Annotated in this window: 15 protein-coding genes; 14 read left to right on the top strand and 1 reads right to left on the bottom strand. The window is 70.2% G+C overall.

From position 1 onward, the window contains the following. Nucleotides 1-221: 221 nt before the first annotated feature. A complete protein-coding gene (bldD, locus tag LR394_RS36120; protein WP_231449190.1) occupies nt 222-719 on the bottom strand; it encodes a transcriptional regulator BldD in 498 nt (165 codons plus the stop codon). A gap of 212 nt (nt 720-931) precedes the next feature. On the opposite strand from bldD, the gene pyrR reads away from it, so the two are divergent. The 14 genes from pyrR to LR394_RS36050 all read left to right on the top strand — a co-directional run bounded on the left by pyrR (nt 932) and on the right by LR394_RS36050 (nt 17,302). After that, the gene (gene pyrR, locus LR394_RS36115) at nt 932-1,558 is read left to right on the top strand and encodes a bifunctional pyr operon transcriptional regulator/uracil phosphoribosyltransferase PyrR (RefSeq protein ID WP_269330350.1); all 627 of its coding nucleotides are present in this window, start codon (nt 932-934) and stop codon (nt 1,556-1,558) included. Further along, entirely contained in the window at nt 1,555-2,517 is a 963-nt protein-coding gene (locus LR394_RS36110; protein ID WP_231449188.1) for an aspartate carbamoyltransferase catalytic subunit, read from the top strand. The genes pyrR and LR394_RS36110 overlap by 4 nt, the downstream gene beginning before the upstream one ends. Continuing rightward, nucleotides 2,517-3,824 (top strand): dihydroorotase, encoded by a 1,308-nt coding sequence (locus LR394_RS36105; protein ID WP_231449187.1) that lies wholly within the window; start codon nt 2,517-2,519, stop codon nt 3,822-3,824. Before LR394_RS36110 ends, LR394_RS36105 begins: the two co-directional genes overlap by 1 nt. Then, complete coding sequence (gene carA / locus LR394_RS36100; protein WP_231449186.1) at nt 3,821-4,957, top strand: glutamine-hydrolyzing carbamoyl-phosphate synthase small subunit; 1,137 nt, start codon at nt 3,821-3,823, stop codon at nt 4,955-4,957. The genes LR394_RS36105 and carA overlap by 4 nt, the downstream gene beginning before the upstream one ends. Further along, nucleotides 4,941-8,270, top strand: coding sequence for a carbamoyl-phosphate synthase large subunit (gene carB / locus LR394_RS36095; RefSeq protein ID WP_231449185.1), 3,330 nt, complete (start codon nt 4,941-4,943; stop codon nt 8,268-8,270). Before carA ends, carB begins: the two co-directional genes overlap by 17 nt. Further along, the gene (pyrF, locus tag LR394_RS36090) at nt 8,267-9,103 is read left to right on the top strand and encodes an orotidine-5'-phosphate decarboxylase (protein WP_231449184.1); all 837 of its coding nucleotides are present in this window, start codon (nt 8,267-8,269) and stop codon (nt 9,101-9,103) included. Before carB ends, pyrF begins: the two co-directional genes overlap by 4 nt. A 526-nt stretch (nt 9,104-9,629) precedes the next feature. Then, complete coding sequence (locus tag LR394_RS36085) at nt 9,630-12,653, top strand: ATP-binding protein (protein ID WP_231449183.1); 3,024 nt, start codon at nt 9,630-9,632, stop codon at nt 12,651-12,653. Between the two features lie 96 nt (nt 12,654-12,749). Next, nucleotides 12,750-13,172, top strand: a complete 423-nt coding sequence (locus tag LR394_RS36080; protein WP_231449182.1) for a roadblock/LC7 domain-containing protein — start codon at nt 12,750-12,752, stop codon at nt 13,170-13,172. Beyond that, nucleotides 13,169-13,534, top strand: a complete 366-nt coding sequence (locus LR394_RS36075) for a DUF742 domain-containing protein (protein WP_052532911.1) — start codon at nt 13,169-13,171, stop codon at nt 13,532-13,534. Before LR394_RS36080 ends, LR394_RS36075 begins: the two co-directional genes overlap by 4 nt. Next, nucleotides 13,515-14,111: a GTP-binding protein gene (locus LR394_RS36070; protein WP_231449181.1), complete on the top strand. Its 597-nt coding sequence runs from the start codon at nt 13,515-13,517 to the stop codon at nt 14,109-14,111. The genes LR394_RS36075 and LR394_RS36070 overlap by 20 nt, the downstream gene beginning before the upstream one ends. A gap of 641 nt (nt 14,112-14,752) precedes the next feature. After that, a complete protein-coding gene (gene mihF / locus LR394_RS36065) occupies nt 14,753-15,067 on the top strand; it encodes an integration host factor, actinobacterial type (protein ID WP_052532909.1) in 315 nt (104 codons plus the stop codon). 46 nt (nt 15,068-15,113) lie between these two features. Continuing rightward, the gene (gmk, locus tag LR394_RS36060) at nt 15,114-15,713 is read left to right on the top strand and encodes a guanylate kinase (protein WP_231449180.1); all 600 of its coding nucleotides are present in this window, start codon (nt 15,114-15,116) and stop codon (nt 15,711-15,713) included. A gap of 37 nt (nt 15,714-15,750) precedes the next feature. Next, on the top strand, nt 15,751-16,011 hold the full coding sequence (rpoZ, locus tag LR394_RS36055) for a DNA-directed RNA polymerase subunit omega (RefSeq protein WP_231481587.1): 261 nt from the start codon (nt 15,751-15,753) through the stop codon (nt 16,009-16,011). 13 nt (nt 16,012-16,024) lie between these two features. Beyond that, nucleotides 16,025-17,302 (top strand): bifunctional phosphopantothenoylcysteine decarboxylase/phosphopantothenate synthase, encoded by a 1,278-nt coding sequence (locus tag LR394_RS36050; RefSeq protein ID WP_231449178.1) that lies wholly within the window; start codon nt 16,025-16,027, stop codon nt 17,300-17,302. Nucleotides 17,303-17,552: the final 250 nt, after the last annotated feature.

Raw genomic sequence — 17,552 nt, 5'->3', positions numbered from 1 at the left:
CAAAAGCGTGATGTGACGGTGCCAGCCGCTCCTGTACCTCAGGGGCCGCTCGCACCGTCACATCACTGATGGCGCCGTACTCATCGTGCTGCTTTCGGGACTTGCTGGATCGGATCGTAGGGGCGACTTCGAGGACGCCGGCCGCCCCGGCGTCCTCAGCTGGATCGAACTGCCTCCTGATCAGGTCTCAGGAGGCAGGTGGAGCCACCGCGAACTGCTGGTCAGTCCTCCTGGGCCACTGCCCGCCGGGCGTCCGCGTTCAGGACCCCCCACGTGATCAGCTGCTCGGCCAGGACCGCCGGCGGAACGTCGTAGATCACCGCGAGCGTGCGCAGGTCGTCGGTCCGGATGGACAGCACCTTGCCGTTGTAGTCGCCGCGCTGACCCTGGATCGTCGCTGCGTAACGGGCCAGCGGACCCGCCTTCTCGGCCGGGACGGACTGCAGCCGCTCCAGGTCGAGCACCAGCTTCGGCGGCGGCTCGCTGCTGCCGGTCGGAGCCGCGTCGGGCAGGAGGGCCTGCACCGGCACGCCGTAGAAATCAGCCAGCTCCGCGAGCCGCTGAACGGTCACCGCACGGTCGCCGCGCTCGTACGAACCGACCACGACGGCTTTCCAGCGACCTTCGGACTTTTCTTCCACCCCATGGAGGGACAGCCCCTGCTGGGTGCGGATCCCACGCAGGCGGGCGCCGAGCGCCCTGGCGTAATCAGATGCCATGCCGATGATAGTCACGGAGAGTCACTGACTCCGTCAAGTCACATCGGGAAACTTCTCGGAGGAATTCGCCACTCGGCGTAGGCGAAGCGCCCCCGAGCTACACGCCCGGTCACCGGCTGGTAGCCTCCGGGAGCCGAAAGACGCTCGAAAACGTCATCGACGACCAGTCCTTTAACGATCCGTCCCGTGAGGCGGAGAAGGAGGTCGACTCCATGTCGCCTGCCCGAGAAGATCCAAGCTCACCGAACGCACCGGAAGATCCGCCCCGCGTGACGGCTGGGGAAGAACCGCCGCAGGCCGTTCGCGCCGTGCTGGAACCGGCCGAGATCGCCCGGGCCCTGAGCCGGATCGCGCACGAGGTGCTCGAGCACAACAAGGGCGCCGAGAACCTGGTGCTGCTGGGCATCCCGACCCGCGGTGTCACCCTGGCCCACCGGCTGGCCGCCCGGCTGGCCGCGATCGAGGGCGCGCACGTGCCGGTCGGCACCCTGGACGTCACGATGCACCGCGACGACCTGCGCCGCCAGGCCTTCCGCACGATCGCCGCGACCGAGCTGCCCGACGGCGGGGTCGACGACAAGGTCGTGGTCCTGGTCGACGACGTGCTCTACTCCGGCCGCACGATCCGCGCCGCGCTCGATGCCCTGTCGGAGTTCGGCCGCCCCCGCGCCGTGCGCCTGGCCGTGCTGGTCGACCGCGGCCACCGCGAGCTGCCGATCCGCGCCGACCACGTGGGCAAGAACCTGCCCACCTCCGCCCGGGAACGGGTGCGGGTCCGGCTGTCCGAGATCGACGGCGGCGAGGACGTCGTCAGCATCGTGGGTGGGGTGACGAAGTGAGGCACCTGCTGTCCACCGCGGACCTGAGCCGCGACGAGGCGATCTCGATCCTGGACGTGGCCGGCCAGATGGCCGCCACCCAGCGCCGCGAGATCAAGAAGCTGCCCACCCTGCGCGGGCGCACCGTGGTCAACCTGTTCTACGAGGACTCCACCCGGACCCGGATCTCGTTCGAGGCGGCGGCCAAGCGGCTGTCCGCCGACGTGATCAACTTCTCGGCCAAGGGCTCCAGCGTGTCCAAGGGCGAGAGCCTGAAGGACACCGCGCTGACCCTGAAGGCGATGGGCGCGGACGCGGTGGTGGTCCGGCACCCGATCTCCGGGGCCCCGCACCGGCTGGCCAACGCCGGCTGGATCGACGGCACCGTGGTGAACGCCGGCGACGGCACCCACGAGCACCCCACCCAGGCCCTGCTGGACGCCTACACGCTGCGCTCGCGGCTGGAGCAGGACGCCCCGGGCGCGGACCTGAAGGGCCGCCGGGTGGCGATCGTGGGGGACGTGCTGCACAGCCGGGTGGCGCGCTCCAACGTGCGGCTGCTGACCACCCTGGGCGCCGAGGTGGTGCTGGTCGCGCCACCCACGTTGCTACCGGTGGGGATCGGCGACTGGCCGTGCTCGACCTCGTACGATCTGGACGACGTGGTCGGCGGCGGCCACGGCGACCTGGACGCGGTGATGATGCTGCGGGTGCAGCGCGAGCGGATGAACGCGGCGTTCTTCCCCAGCGCGCGGGAGTACTCGCGGCGCTACGGCCTGGACGCCCGCCGGATGGCCAAGCTGCCCGAGCACGCCCTGGTCATGCACCCGGGCCCGATGAACCGGGGCCTGGAGATCACCGCGGAGGCGGCCGACTCGCCGCGCTCCACCATCGTCGAGCAGGTGGCCAACGGGGTCGCCGTGCGGATGGCCGTGCTGTACCTGCTGTTGTCCGGACAGAGCGAAGGAGAGGGCGCCTGATGAGCTCCTACCTGATCAAGGGTGCCCGCCCGCTCGGCGGCGACCCGACGAACATCCTGATCGAGGACGGTGTCCTCACCGCGGTGGGCACCTCCGTCTCGGGCGGGGCGCAGGTGATCGACGCGGACGGGCTGATCGCCCTGCCGGGTCTGGTCGACCTGCACACCCACCTGCGCGAGCCCGGCCGGGAAGACGCTGAGACGGTCGAGACCGGCACCCGGGCGGCGGCCAAGGGCGGCTGGACCGCGGTGCACGCGATGGCCAACACCGACCCGGTGGCCGACACCGCGGGTGTGGTCGAGCAGGTCTGGCGGCTGGGCCGGCAGTACGGCTGGGTGGACGTGCGCCCGGTCGGCGCGGTCACCATCGGGCTGAAGGGCGAGCGGCTGGCCGAGCTCGGCGCGATGGCCGACTCCGCGGCCGGCGTGCGGGTGTTCTCGGACGACGGGCACTGCGTGTGGGACCCGACGCTGATGCGCCGGGCCCTGGAGTACGTGAAGGCGTTCGACGGGGTGGTGGCCCAGCACGCGCAGGAGCCGCGGCTGACCGAGGGCGCGCAGATGCACGAGGGCGTGGTCTCGGCCGAGCTCGGGCTGACCGGCTGGCCGGCCGTCGCCGAGGAGGCGATCATCGCCCGCGACGTGCTGCTGGCCGGGCACGTCGGCTCGCGCCTGCACGTCTGCCACGTCTCCACCGCCGGTTCGGTGGAGATCCTGCGCTGGGCCAAGGGCCGCGGCATCGACGTCACCGCCGAGGTCACCCCGCACCACCTGCTGCTGACCGACGAGCTGGTGCGCAGCTACGACCCGGTCTTCAAGGTCAACCCGCCGCTGCGCACCGCGGCCGACGTCCAGGCGGTCCGGGAGGCCCTGGCCGACGGGACGATCGACATCGTGGCCACCGACCACGCACCGCACCCGGTCGAGGCCAAGGACTGCGAGTGGGGTGTGGCCGCGATGGGCATGACCGGCCTGGAGACCGCGCTGCCGATCGTGCAGGAGGCGATGGTCGACACCGGCCTGCTGACCTGGGCCCAGGTGGCGGACCGGATGTCGGTGGCGCCGGCCCGGATCGGCCGCGTGGGCAGTCAGGGCCGGCCGATCGCGGCCGGTGAGCCGGCTCACCTGACACTGGTGGACCCGGCGGCCCGCTGGGAATGCGATCCTGCCGCTCACACCACGATGGGCCGTAATTCTCCGGTGCGGGGCCGGACGATGCACGGCAGTGTCGTGGCGACGATCTACGCCGGCCGGGCCACCGTGCTCGACGGCAAGCTGAACGAGGCTCTTCTGGAGGTGCCCCTGTGACCTACAACCCCGCGGTGCTCGTTCTGGAGGACGGCACGACGTGGCGCGGACGTGCCTACGGCGCGGTCGGCAGCACGGTCGGCGAGGCGGTGTTCTCCACCGGGATGACCGGTTACCAGGAGACGCTGACCGACCCGTCGTACCACCGGCAGGTCGTGGTGATGACCGTCCCGCACGTCGGGAACACCGGTGTGAACGACGAGGACAACGAGTCCTCGAAGATCTGGGTGGCCGGTTACGTGGTCCGTGACCCGGCCCGCCGCGCCTCCAACTGGCGCGCCCAGCGTGAGCTGCCCGACGAGCTGGCCGCGCAGGGCGTGGTCGGCATCTCGCACGTGGACACCCGGGCGATCACCCGGCACCTGCGCGAGCGCGGGGCGATGCGGGTGGGCATCTTCTCGGGCCCCTCGCTGGGCACCGACACCGAACTGCTGGCCCGGGTCCAGGAGGCGCCGCAGATGAGCGGCGCCGCGCTGGCCGACGAGGTCAGCACGGATTCGGCGTACGTGGTCCCGGCCCAGGGCGAGAAGCGTTTCACCGTGGCCTCGATCGACCTGGGCATCAAGTCGATGACGCCGCACCGGATGGCTCAGCGCGGCATCGAGTCGCACGTGCTCCCCGCCCTGGCCACTATCGACGACGTGCTGGCGACGAACCCGGACGGCGTGTTCTTCTCGAACGGCCCGGGCGACCCGGCCACCGCCCAGCCGCAGATCCAGCTGCTGAAGCAGGTGCTGGAGCGCCGGATCCCGTTCTTCGGGATCTGCTTCGGCAACCAGCTCTTCGGCCAGGCCCTCGACCTGGGTACCTACAAGCTGGGCTACGGCCACCGCGGGATCAACCAGCCGGTCATGGACCGCACCACCGGCAAGGTCGAGGTCACCGCGCACAACCACGGTTTCGCCGTCGACGCGCCCCTGGAGGGCACGTTCACGACACCGTTCGGGCAGGCTCAGGTGAGCCATGTCAACCTCAACGACAATGTCGTGGAGGGTCTCAATCTTGTTGACGGGCCTGCATTCTCGGTGCAGTACCACCCCGAGGCGGCAGCCGGACCGCACGACGCCGGCTACCTTTTCGACCGCTTCGCCGAACTGATGGGGGAGCACAGCGCCGATGCCCAGAAGAACTGATCTCAAGAGCGTCCTGGTGATCGGGTCCGGCCCGATCGTGATCGGCCAGGCCTGCGAGTTCGACTACTCCGGCACCCAGGCCTGCCGGGTGCTGCGCGAGGAGGGCCTGCGGGTCGTCCTGGTCAACTCCAACCCGGCCACGATCATGACCGACCCGGAGTTCGCCGACGCCACCTACGTGGAGCCGATCACCTCCGAGGTGATCGAGGCGATCATCGCCAAGGAGCGCCCCGACGCGCTGCTGGCCACCCTGGGCGGGCAGACCGCGCTGAACGCGGCGATGGCCCTGCACGAGGCCGGGATCCTGGAGAAGTACAACGTCGAGCTGATCGGCGCCAACGTGGCGGCGATCGAGGCCGGCGAGGACCGCCAGCTGTTCAAGGGCGTTGTTGACAGAGTCCGGGACGTCCACAAGCTGGACGCCTCGGTGGCCCGGAGCTTCATCTGCCACTCGATGGATGACTGCGTCAAGGCCACCGAGGAACTCGGCTACCCGGTCGTGGTCCGGCCCAGCTTCACCATGGGCGGCCTGGGCTCCGGGATCGCGTACAACCCCGAGGACCTGGAGCTGATCGCCGGCGCCGGCCTGCACTACTCACCCACCACCGAGGTCCTCCTGGAGGAGTCGATCATCGGGTGGAAGGAGTACGAGCTCGAGCTGATGCGCGACCGCAACGACAACGTGGTGGTGGTCTGCTCGATCGAGAACCTCGACCCGATGGGCGTGCACACCGGTGACTCGATCACCGTGGCCCCGGCGCTGACCCTGACCGACCGCGAGTACCAGCGGCTGCGGGACATCAGCATCGCGGTGATCCGCGAGGTCGGCGTGGACACCGGCGGCTGCAACATCCAGTTCGCGGTGAACCCGGCCGACGGCCGGGTCGTGGTGATCGAGATGAACCCGCGGGTCTCGCGCTCCTCGGCGCTGGCCTCCAAGGCGACCGGCTTCCCGATCGCCAAGATCGCCGCCCGCCTGGCGGTGGGCTACTCGCTGGACGAGATCCCGAACGACATCACCGAGAAGACCCCGGCCAGCTTCGAGCCCACGCTCGACTACGTCGTGGTCAAGGTGCCGCGGTTCGCGTTCGAGAAGTTCCCGGCCGCCGACCCGACGCTGACCACCACGATGAAGTCGGTCGGCGAGGCGATGGCGATCGGCCGCAACTTCACCGAGGCGCTGCAGAAGGCGCTGCGCTCGCTGGAGAAGAAGGGCGCGGCGTTCCACTGGGACGGTCCCGTGCCTTCTCCCGAGCCCTTGCTGGAAGCTGCGAAGGTACCGACCGAGAGCCGGTTGCTGCAGGTGCAGCAGGCGATCCGGGCCGGGGCCACGCTGGAGCAGCTGCACGAGGCCACGAAGATCGACCCGTGGTTCCTGGACCAGCTGTTCCTGATCCAGGAGATCGCCCAGTCGGTGCAGGAGGCCGACGCGCTGACCCCCGACCTGCTGCGCGAGGCGAAGCGGCACGGGTTCTCCGACGCCCAGCTGGCTGCGCTCTCGGGCCTTTCCGAGGATGTCGTGAGGGGTGTCCGGCACGCCCTCGGGGTGCGCCCGGTGTACAAGACGGTGGACACCTGCGCGGCCGAGTTCGCCGCCAGCACCCCGTACTACTACTCCAGCTACGACTCCGAGGACGAGGTCACCCCGTCCACCCGGCGCAAGGTGATCATCCTGGGCTCCGGGCCGAACCGGATCGGCCAGGGCGTGGAGTTCGACTACTCCTGCGTGCACGCCTCGTTCGCGCTGCGCGAGGCCGGGTACGAGACCGTGATGGTCAACTGCAACCCGGAGACGGTCTCCACCGACTACGACACCAGCGACCGGCTCTACTTCGAGCCGCTGACCCTCGAGGACGTCCTCGAGATCGTCCACGCCGAGCGCCGTTCCGGTGATCTGGTCGGCGTGATCGTCCAGCTCGGCGGGCAGACCCCGCTCGGCCTGGCGGCGGCGCTGAAGGCCAACGGGGTGCCGATCGTGGGCACCAGCCCGGAGGCCATCGACCTGGCCGAGGACCGCGGCGAGTTCGGCCAGGTGCTGGCCGACGCCGGGCTGCTGGCGCCCAAGCACGGCACCGCGATCAGCTTCCCGCGGGCCAAGCAGATCGCCGCCGAGATCGGCTACCCGGTCCTGGTCCGCCCCTCGTACGTGCTGGGCGGGCGTGGCATGGAGATCGTCTACGACGAGACCCAGCTGGCCGACTACCTGGAGCGGGCCACCGAGGTCGGCCCGGGCCGTCCGGTACTCATCGACCGGTTCCTCGACGACGCGATCGAGATCGACGTGGACGCGCTGTTCGACGGCACCGAGATGTACCTGGGCGGCGTGATGGAGCACATCGAGGAGGCCGGGATCCACTCCGGCGACTCGGCCTGCGTGCTCCCTCCGGTCACCCTGGGCTCCCGCGACATCGAGCGCGTCCGGGAGAGCACGGAGGCCATCGCCCGGGGGGTCGGGGTCCGCGGGCTGCTGAACGTGCAGTTCGCCCTGGCCGCGGGCGTCCTCTACGTCCTGGAGGCGAACCCGCGGGCCAGCCGGACCGCGCCGTTCGTGTCCAAGGCGACCGCGGTGCCGCTGGCCAAGGCCGCGGCCCGGATCATGCTCGGCGCCACCGTCGCCGACCTGCGGGCCGAGGGCATGCTCCCGGCGCAGGGAGACGGCGGGACGATGCCGGCCGAGTCGCCGGTCTCGGTCAAGGAGGCGGTGCTGCCGTTCAAGCGCTTCCGGACCGCGGCGGGCGAGATCGTCGACACCCTGCTCTCGCCCGAGATGCGCTCGACCGGTGAGGTGATGGGGATCGACACCGACTTCCCCACCGCCTTCGCCAAGTCGCAGGCCGCGGCGTTCGGTGGGCTGCCGGACACCGGCACGGTGTTCGTCTCGGTCGCCGACACCGACAAGCGGGCGATGATCTTCCCGGTCAAGCGGCTGGTCGACCTCGGCTTCACGGTCCTGGCCACCGACGGCACCGCCGATGTGCTGCGCCGCAACGGGATCGCCTCCACCCGGGTGCGCAAGCTTGGATTGAGCAAGCCTGGGCCCGAGGGGACGAGAGAGCCGACGATCGTGGACATGATCGCCGCCGGTGAGGTGGACATGGTGGTCAACACCCCGTCCGGGCCGGCCGCGCGGATGGACGGCTACGAGATCCGGGCCACCACCACCGCCGTGGACAAGCCGATCATCACCACCATCCAGCAGTTCTCGGCCGCCGTGCAGGCGATCGAGGCGGCGCGCAACGAGCCGGTTCGGGTGGCCTCGCTGCAGGAGCACGCCGTGCGGCTGGGCGAGCTGCGGGCGGAGCAGAAGCTGTGAGCTTCGGTTCGCGGTTGTCCCGGCTGGTGGCCGAGCGGGGTCCGCTGTGTGTCGGGATCGACCCGCATCCGGCCCTGCTGGCCAAGTGGGGGCTGGCCGACGACATCGCCGGCCTGGAGCGCTTCACCCTGACCACGGTGGAGGCCCTGGCCGGCACGGTCGCGGTGATCAAGCCCCAGGCGGCGTTCTTCGAGCGCTTCGGTTCCAAGGGCGTGGCGGTGCTGGAGCAGGCGCTGGCCGGTATCCGTGAAGGTGGCGCACTGAGCGTGGTGGACGCCAAGCGGGGCGACATCGGCTCGACCATGGCGGCGTACGCCGACGCCTTCGCGGGCGCGGACTCGCCGCTGGCAGGGGACGCGGTGACGGTCTCACCGTTCCTGGGGTTCGGTTCGCTACGGCCGCTGCTGGATCTGGCCGCGGCCAACGGGCGGGGAGTGTTCGTGCTCGCCCTGACCTCCAACCCCGAGGGCGCGCAGGTGCAGCACGCGCGTGGGGCCGAGGGCAAGACTGTGGCGCAGAGCATGATCGATGCCGCGGCGGCGGAGAACGCCGGGGCCCAGCCCCTGGGCTCGGTCGGCGTGGTGGTCGGTGCGACCGTCACCGGTCTGGGCCGTGAGCACGACCTTTCCGCGCTGAACGGGCCGATCCTGTCGCCGGGGATCGGCGCCCAGGGCGCCACCGCGGCTGACCTGAAGGCAGTTTTCGGTGACGCGATCGGGAACGTCCTGCCCAACTCCTCGCGTGAGGTGCTGGGCGCCGGCCCGGGGGTGAGCGGACTGCGCGAGGCCGCGGCCCGCACCGTCGAGTCGGTGCGCAGCGTGCTCGGGGAGTAAGCCGTCTTCGGGGAGTAAGTACCGCAACCGCAACAGCTATGGACGCCCGGCCGCCGAGATCTCTCGGCGGCCGGGCGTTCTTTTGGTCCGGTTCGATAACGATGCAATGCCACGCTGCGTCATTCGCTGACCGCGCAGGGCTATTTTCTACCCTTGTTGATTAGGGGTTTACCCCGTACGTGTCCGAGGGGGCACACAGCGCAATCCGTACTTGACTCCCATAACCGAACAGTGCTTATGTTGCACCCCTCAAGGCCATTTCCGTACCAAATCGGATGTGGCGCAACGGGTGTGCGGATGTCGCCAGCGGGATCGCGCACATGTCACCAAGCCGGAAACGTTACAGACGGAACCGGACTCCAGGAGATCGTCACAGCCTGACGGAAGTGCGAGCAAGGGTGCACGCTGGGTAACTCTTGCCTCGGCATGCATCATTTTGCCGGGCTCGTTCCCGGCCCGTTGTTTCGCAGTCCCAGGCCTGAGGCGGCTTTTCCGGGTCACGGATTCGGGAAGGAATGCCGTCTCGATGGCTCCGAAGGCCAGCGGTCCCCTGAAGCGACTGGGTGGCCGGTCGATCCGGACCCGCATCCTGATGATCGGCTGGGTGCCCAGCCTCTCGCTGCTGCTCGTCGGCGTGGTGCTCGCCTCGCTCCTGGCGTACAACGCCTGGGACCTGCGCTCGATCAACAACGTGATCAAGGAGAGCCTGGGCTCCTCGCAGATCATGTATCCCGAGGTCCGGCGCGAACTGCAGTACAGCGCGGCCTATCTGGCCGATCCCAGTGACGCGAACCGGCAGCGGCTGCAGGAGCAGTCGCCGAAGACCGACGCCGCGATGGGGGAGATCGCCGAGGACGCCGCGGCGATGCAGGAGATCACCATCCCCGAGCTGAACCCGATCTACGCCCGGCAGGCGGAGTTCGGCGCCGCGATGCCGCAGACCCGCGCGTCGATCCTGGACGGCGACGCCACCGTGCTGCAGGCCTCGGAGTACTGGGGCTCGATGATCGTGCTCACCGCCGACACCATGCGGGTGCTGGCCCGGCTGGCCCCCAACGGTGAGTCCTCGGCCGAGGAGGTCATCTCCTCCGACCTGGCCGACAACGTGGCCTCGATGGCCCGCGGCAACGGCCTGGCCTACGTGGCCTTCTCGAACGAGGGCCTCAGCCGCGACGAGTACCAGACCTTCGTGCGGACCGGCGGCGCCTACCGCGCCGAGCTGAAGGCGCTCAGCGCCTCGCTGCAGCCGTCCGAGCAGCAGCAGCTCAAGACGATCATGGAGTCCCAGGCCTGGAAGATCCAGGGCCAGGTCGAGCAGGCGGTGCTGAACGCCGCCGAGCTGACCCGCAAGGAACGCCAGACGCTGTCCAGCACCGGCAGCAGCACCGACGGCACCGAGACCTCCGACGGCTCCGAGGCGGGTGACGGGGACGGTGAGGCCGCGTCGGGCGTGTCGGCCGAGCAGGCCAAGCTGCTGGGCGGCCTCAGCGACGAACTGCCGACCAAGGACCAGCTGGCCAACGGCAAGGCCAAGGCCCAGCTGCCGGTCACCCTCCAGGAGTGGGAGGCGGCCAACGACGAGGTCATCCAGGCGCTGACCGACATGGCCATGCTGCACCTGGACTACTCCTCCACGCTGGCCGTGGACGCGGCCGAGCGGGACGTGAACTACGCGGTCTACGGCGGTGCCGCGGCCGTCCTCTTCGGCATCATCATCTTCCTGCTCACCACCCGGGAGTCGAACCGGCTGGCCGGCCGGCTGCGCGGGCTGCGGGACGAGACCCTCGACCTGGCCCAGAACCGGCTGCCCACCCTGGTGCAGGGCCTGCGCGCCGGTGAGGTCGACGAGGAACACCGCACGATGCCGAAGCTCAGCTACGGCGCGGACGAGATCGGCGAGGTGGCCGACGCCTTCAACCAGGCCCAGAGCGTGGCCGTCAGCGCCGCCGTGCAGGAGGCCGAGACCCGGGCCGGCCTGCGCGAGGTGTTCCTCAACATCGCCTACCGCAGCCAGGTCATCGTGCACCGGCAGCTGGGCGTGCTGGAGAAGGCCGAGCGCTTCGAGGAGGACCCGGAGCAGATCGAGCTGCTGTTCGAGCTCGACCACCTGGCCACCCGGGCCCGCCGCAACGCCGAGAACCTGGTCATCCTGGGCGGCGGCCAGCCCGGCCGGCGCTGGCGCAACTCGGTCGAGCTGCTGCAGGTGGTGCGCTCCTCGATCTCCGAGGCGCAGGACTACGCCCGGGTCTCGATCGGCCGCCTGCCCCGGCTGTCGATCAACGGTGGCGCGGTCGCCGACGTCATCCACCTGCTGGCCGAGCTGGTCGACAACGCCACCTCGTTCTCCCCGCCGATGTCCAAGGTCGAGGTGCGCGGCAACCTGGTCGGCAAGGGCCTGGTGCTGGAGATCGAGGACCAGGGCCTGGGCATCCCGGCCGACAAGCTCGAAGAGCTGAACAAGATGCTCAACGAGGCCCCGGACTTCCACGCGCTGACCCTGCGCGAGGAGCCCCGCCTGGGCATGTTCGTGGTGGCCCAGCTGGCCGCCGGCCAGAACATCCGGGTCACCCTGACCCCCTCGCCGGCCTACGGCGGGACCAAGGCCGTGGTGCTGATCCCGGCCGAGCTGTTCGACGCCGGCGCCGGCTCGATCGGCGGGGGCACCCAGACCCTGGCGATCGACGGGGCCGACGAGAAGGCCGCGGCGATGGAGGCGGGCCAGTCGGCGCGCTCCCTGCACGAGCGGATGGCGATCACCGGCGAGATGACCGGGGAGATCGCGGTGATCCCGCCGCAGTCGGAGACCCCGCCGCAGCGGCCGGCCCGCCCGGGCGCTCCGGCCCTGTCGGTGGCCCCCAGCGAGCCCCGGATCAGCAGCACCCCCACCGGCTCGGTCGAGCGGATCGGCGGCCGCCGGGGTGAGGCCCAGCCCACCCCGTTGCACCCGATGGCCCCGGTCCCGGCCGGCCCGACCTACCCGAACGGGCAGAACGGCCAGAACGGGACGTCCGGCCCGCCGCCGACCGGCCCGATGCGGCACGCGCAGTCGAGCTTCCCCTCCGGCCCGGCCCGGGGCGGGGCCGAGCGGCCCGGCCCGAGCAGCCAGTTCCGCCCGGAGGGCGGCTTCGGTGAGCCCGGCCCGTCGGTGAACCACCAGGCCCGCGCCGACTACCTGGCCTCGCGTGGCAACGGCGGAGGAGTCCAGCCGGGCCCCAACGGCCCGGCCACCGGCAGCCTGCCGGTCCGGGCCCCCGGGGCGGCACCGGCCGGCCTGGGCAAGGGCGCCCCCACCCCGCCGGCCGGGGTCCGGGGCAACGCGCAGGGCCCGGTGGCCCGCACGGCCGGCCGCGACGGCCGCCCCGGGCTGCCCAAGCGGACCCGGCAGGCGCACCTGTCCGACCGGCTCAAGAACACCCCGATGCCCAGCGCCCCGCCGACCCCCGACCGGGCCGAGGCAGGCCCGCAGGGCGACCCCGAAGTGGCCCGCAACCGGATGGCGGCGTTCCAGCGCGGCACCCAGCGCGGCCGGACAGAACGTCCGGATGCCTGACCCCTCCGGCGCGTCCGGCACGGTCGGCAGCACCGGCACCACGCAGAGAAGAAGGGCGAAGACACTGTTTTCGCGAACCACGGACTGGAAGGCGAGATGACGCAGAACAGCGCGATGGGTGGCCTGGACTGGCTGGTGGAGGACCTGCTCCGCCGCCTGCCCGGGGCGGACCGGGCGATCGTGCTCTCGTCCGACGGCCTGCTCATCGGCCGGTCCAGCAACCTGACCCGTGACGACGGCGAGCACCTGGCCGCGGTCGCCTCCGGCTTCCAGAGCCTGGCCCGGGGCACCGGCCGGCACTTCGGCGGCGGCGGGGTGCGGCAGACCGTCGTCGAGATGGACAACTACTTCCTGGTGGTCACGGCCGCCGGGCAGGGTGCCTGCCTGGCCCTGCTGGCCGACGTGAACGCGGACATGGGCATGGTCGCCTACGAGATGAACCTGCTGGTCAAGCAGGTCGGCACCTACCTCAGCTCGCAACCCCGGGAAGACTCCGGCCCCGGGGTTGCCAGACCGTGACACCGGCGGATCAGCACTGGTTCGACGAGGAGGCCGGGCCCCTGGTCCGCCCGTACGCGCTGACCCGTGGCCGCACCACCAGCAAGCAGCGTGATCTAGCGATGATCACGCTGGTGGTGGCGCTGCAGCGGGTCACCCCGCAGCTGGCCGACAGCCTGGAGCCCGAGGGGCTGCAGATCGTCACCATGTGCCAGCATCCCAAGTCCATCGCCGAGGTGTCCGCCGACCTGGGCCTGCCGCTCAGCGTCGTGAAGATCCTCATCGGTGACCTGATCGACCGGCAGCTGCTGATGTTCCGGTCCGCGGTCACCCCCGACATCAACGTCCTTCAGGCGGTTATCAATGGCATACGCCGACTCTGACCCGAACCAGCGGCCCGGGGTGCGCGCAACGGCGGTGAAGCTGCTCATCGCGGGCGGCTTCGGAGTCGGGAAGACCACCATGGTGGGAACCATCAGTGAGATCCCGCCGCTGCGCACCGAGGAGCTCATCACCGAGCTCAGCCGGGGCGTCGACGACCTCTCCGGCGTGGAGTCGAAGAAGACCACCACGGTCGCGCTCGACTTCGGCCGGATCACGATCAGCCCCGAACTGGTGCTGTACCTGTTCGGGACGCCCGGCCAGGACCGGTTCTGGTTCATGTGGGACGAGCTGGCCGAGGGCGCGATCGGCGCCGTCGTGCTGGCCGACACCCGCCGGCTGGAGTCCTGCTTCCCGGCCGTCGACTTCTTCGAGCGTCGCGGCATCCCGTTCGTGATCGGGGTGAACTGCTTCGACGGGGACGAGGAGTACCAGCCGGACGAGGTCCGCGAGGCCCTGGACATCGACGACCGGGTGCCGGTGGTGCTGGCCGACGTGCGCCAGCGGGCCTCGGCCAAGGAACTTCTGGTCACCCTGGCCGAGCACGCGATCACCATGGCCACGGCCACCCCGGCCTGAACCGCAGATCCGCAGCACCTACCGGCACCTGTCCCCCTGGGGGCGGGTGCCGGACTCGTTCCCGAGGAAATTTTTCCGGCTTCTGCTGCGGCGGCAGCCCGGCTGAGCAGGCCTTCGGCGGCGGTGGGGGAGTACCCGGCCCTCCCAGCGTCCGATCGAGGCGTTCTGAGGGCCTTCAAAGGCTTCTGACGGGCGGGCCGGAGGCGTCCGGTGGATCCCGGCGAAGAGAAGTCCGGGCCTTCGTGACAGGATCGACCTGGGCAATCACGCGATAAAAGCCGGAGAAAACATCCGCGGATGTCGGTTTGACGGCGCGTCCCGCAGGACATGAATACCAGTATGTCTGGATTAGCCGTTAGTGTCGGCTCTCGACGGAACCGGTCGTCAGCGATCGGGTATCCGTAAAGACCGGAACCCGGTGCTGAAGCTGGCGGGAATGGCGAACGGAACGGCCAAGGCAAGGGTGGCGTGGCGACACGGCCCCCCGCGTTGCCCTCCGGGATACCGACTCGCTAGGTTCGGACCAGATTTCGCGGTCTGCCTGCGCCGATCGGAGAAATGGACGATCGGCCGGACGGCCGGAATTGCTCCGGTACCGCTCAACTACCTACTGAGTTCGACGAACAACTGAGGTGACTCAAGTGGCTCTGCCCCCCCTGACTCCCGAGCAGCGGGCCGCCGCCCTGGTGAAGGCGGCCGAGGCTCGGCGTGCCCGTGCCGAGATCAAGAACAGGCTCAAGTACTCGCAGGGCTCGCTCGGGGAAGTGATCAACGAGGGGCAGGAGAACGAGGTGATCGGCAAGATGAAGGTGTCGGCGCTTCTCGAGGCCCTGCCCGGCGTGGGCAAGGTGCGTGCCCGCCAGATCATGGAGGAGATCGGCATCTCCGAGTCCCGGCGTGTGCGTGGCCTCGGCTCCAACCAGATTGCGGCGCTGGTCAAGCGCTTCGGGAGCTGAACCACAGGTGATCGGGACGGAGCTCGTGGACCCGTCGGGGGGCGGGATGGTTCGGCCAGGACGGCTGACGGTACTGGCAGGGCCGACGGCGGTGGGGAAGGGAACGGTTGCGGCCGACATCCGCCGCCGTTACGAGCAGATCTGGCTTTCCGTCTCGGTCACCACCCGGTCGCCCCGGCCGGGTGAGGAGGACGGCGTCCACTACCACTTCGTGGACGACGCGGAGTTCGACGAGCTGGCCGCCAGTGGCCAGCTCCTGGAGTGGGCGGTGGTGCACGGCCGGCACCGGTACGGCACCCCGCGCGCCGCGGTGGAGAAGGTTCTCGCGGAGGGCCGGCCCGCCCTGCTGGAGATCGATCTGCAGGGCGCCCGGCAGGTCCGGCAGACCATGCCGGGCGCGTTCTTCGTCTTCCTCAAGCCCCCCAGCCTGGACGAACTCGTCCGCCGGCTGGTCGGGCGCGGTACCGAGGACAGCGAGGAAAGAGCGCGTAGGCTGCGCACGGCCGAGGTCGAGATGGCCGCCGAGTCGGAGTTCGACATCAGCATCGTGAACGACGATGTTCTGCGCGCCACCGACGAGCTCGTATCATGTATGGGCCTGACCCCGGCCGGCGGTTCGCCCGACCCGGTCGAGTCACGCCACTAGAACCGCTTCACCGCACCACCTACGCCTGGAGTTTGTGTTGTCCGGAACCGTTGCCAGCCCCGAAGGCATCACCAACCCGCCGATCGACGACCTGCTCTCGACGGTGGACTCGAAGTACTCGCTGGTCATCTTCGCCGCCAAGCGCGCGCGGCAGATCAACGCGTACTACTCCCAGCTGGGCGAGGGCCTGCTGGAGTACGTCGGCCCGCTGGTCGAGACCCACGTCCAGGAGAAGCCGCTCTCGGTCGCCATGCGCGAGATCAACGAGGGTCTGCTGACCGCCGAGAAGCACGACTGATTTTCTGAGCTCCGTGGGCCTTCGCATCGTCCTGGGGGTCGGCGGCGGGATCGCCGCGTACAAGGCGTGCCTGTTGCTGCGCCTGTTCAAGGAGGCCGGACATGACGTCCGGGTGGTGCCGACCCAGGCTGCGCTGACCTTCGTCGCTGCTCCCACCTGGGCGGCTCTGTCCGGGCACCCGGTCTCGGCCTCGGTGTGGGACGAGGTGCACGAGGTGCCGCACGTCCGGATCGGCCAGCAGGCCGACCTGGTCGTGGTGGCCCCGGCCACCGCCGACCTGCTGGCCAAGGCCGCGCACGGGCTGGCCGACGACCTGCTCACCAACGTCCTGCTCACCGCGCGCTGCCCGGTGCTGCTGGCCCCGGCCATGCACACCGAGATGTGGACGCATCCGGCCACCGTCGCGAACGTGGCTGTGCTGCGCGAGCGGGGAGTCAGCGTGCTGGATCCGGCCAGCGGGCGGCTGACTGGCGCCGATACCGGCCCGGGGCGCCTGCCTGAGCCGGACGAGATCTTTGCCGCCGCGCTGATGCTTCTGCCTGAACCGGAGCAGCAACGGACGTCGGTGGGCACCTCGGTGCCCGACGTCGCCACCGGGCCGCAAACGTCCCCAGTTGCTGGGTTCGATCTCTCGGGTCGCCAGGTCGTGATCTCCGCGGGCGGTACCCGTGAGCCGCTCGACCCGGTCCGTTACCTGGGCAATCGCTCGTCGGGCCGGCAGGGAGTCGCGCTGGCTCAGGCCGCCCTGGATCGCGGCGCCAAGGTCACCCTGGTCGCCGGTGCAATCGAGGTCGCGGTGCCCCCAGGCGCCGAGGTCGTGCAGGTGGAGACCGCCCTGCAGATGCGCGAGGCGATGAATGCCGCCGCCGAAAGTGCGGACGTAGTGGTGATGGCTGCCGCGGTGGCGGACTTCCGCCCGGCCCAGGTCGCCGAGCACAAGATCAAGAAGTCCGCCGACGCGGACGACGCGCCGGTGGTCACTCTGGTGCGTAACCCCGACATCCTGGCCGGTCTGGTCGAGCGCCGGCGTCCCGGTCAGGTCGTGGTCGGCTTCGCCGCCGAGACCGGGGACGAGTCCGGCAGCGCTCTCGAGCACGCCACCGCCAAGCTGGCGCGCAAGGGGTGCGACCTTCTGGTGCTGAACGACGTGTCGGCCGGGAAGGTGTTCGGCCAGGACGAGACCGAGGTCACGGTTCTGGCCGCGGACGGCACCGTCAGCCCGGTTCCGGCCGGAAGCAAGAGCCAGGTGTCCCAGGCGATCTGGGACGCTGTGCTCCCGTTGCTTCGCTGAGCGCAGTCGCCGGGTGAACCGACGGTGAATCACCGGCGAACCCCATGTCGAGGAGACGTCGGACCGAACCGACTTCGTCAACCCTGGGATCGGTTGTCCACCGGAATGGTTAGAGTAAGGCGACAGATCGACGCCGACTCCGTCCGAAGGGACGCCGCCGGTAGTTTGCCCTTCTCCTTCGTCGTCATCACCCTTCGGGAGTGCCGTGTCTGACCGTTTGTTCACCTCTGAGTCCGTGACCGAGGGGCAC

Source organism: Kineosporia babensis, assembly GCF_021129305.1.
GTDB classification, from domain to species: domain Bacteria; phylum Actinomycetota; class Actinomycetes; order Actinomycetales; family Kineosporiaceae; genus Kineosporia; species Kineosporia babensis.
This window is presented reverse-complemented; position numbering and strand designations above follow the sequence as displayed.

Excerpts from the sequence above, each read along its gene's own strand:
- carB (WP_231449185.1), top strand. The coding sequence starts at position 4,941 with ATGCCCAGAAGAACTGATCTCAAGAGCGTCCTGGTGATCGGGTCCGGC.
- LR394_RS36080 (WP_231449182.1), top strand. The coding sequence starts at position 12,750 with ATGACGCAGAACAGCGCGATGGGTGGCCTGGACTGGCTGGTGGAGGAC.
- pyrR (WP_269330350.1), top strand. The coding sequence starts at position 932 with ATGTCGCCTGCCCGAGAAGATCCAAGCTCACCGAACGCACCGGAAGAT.
- gmk (WP_231449180.1), top strand. The coding sequence starts at position 15,114 with ATGGTTCGGCCAGGACGGCTGACGGTACTGGCAGGGCCGACGGCGGTG.
- bldD (WP_231449190.1), bottom strand. The coding sequence starts at position 719 with ATGGCATCTGATTACGCCAGGGCGCTCGGCGCCCGCCTGCGTGGGATC.
- LR394_RS36105 (WP_231449187.1), top strand. The coding sequence starts at position 2,517 with ATGAGCTCCTACCTGATCAAGGGTGCCCGCCCGCTCGGCGGCGACCCG.
- LR394_RS36085 (WP_231449183.1), top strand. The coding sequence starts at position 9,630 with ATGGCTCCGAAGGCCAGCGGTCCCCTGAAGCGACTGGGTGGCCGGTCG.
- LR394_RS36070 (WP_231449181.1), top strand. The coding sequence starts at position 13,515 with ATGGCATACGCCGACTCTGACCCGAACCAGCGGCCCGGGGTGCGCGCA.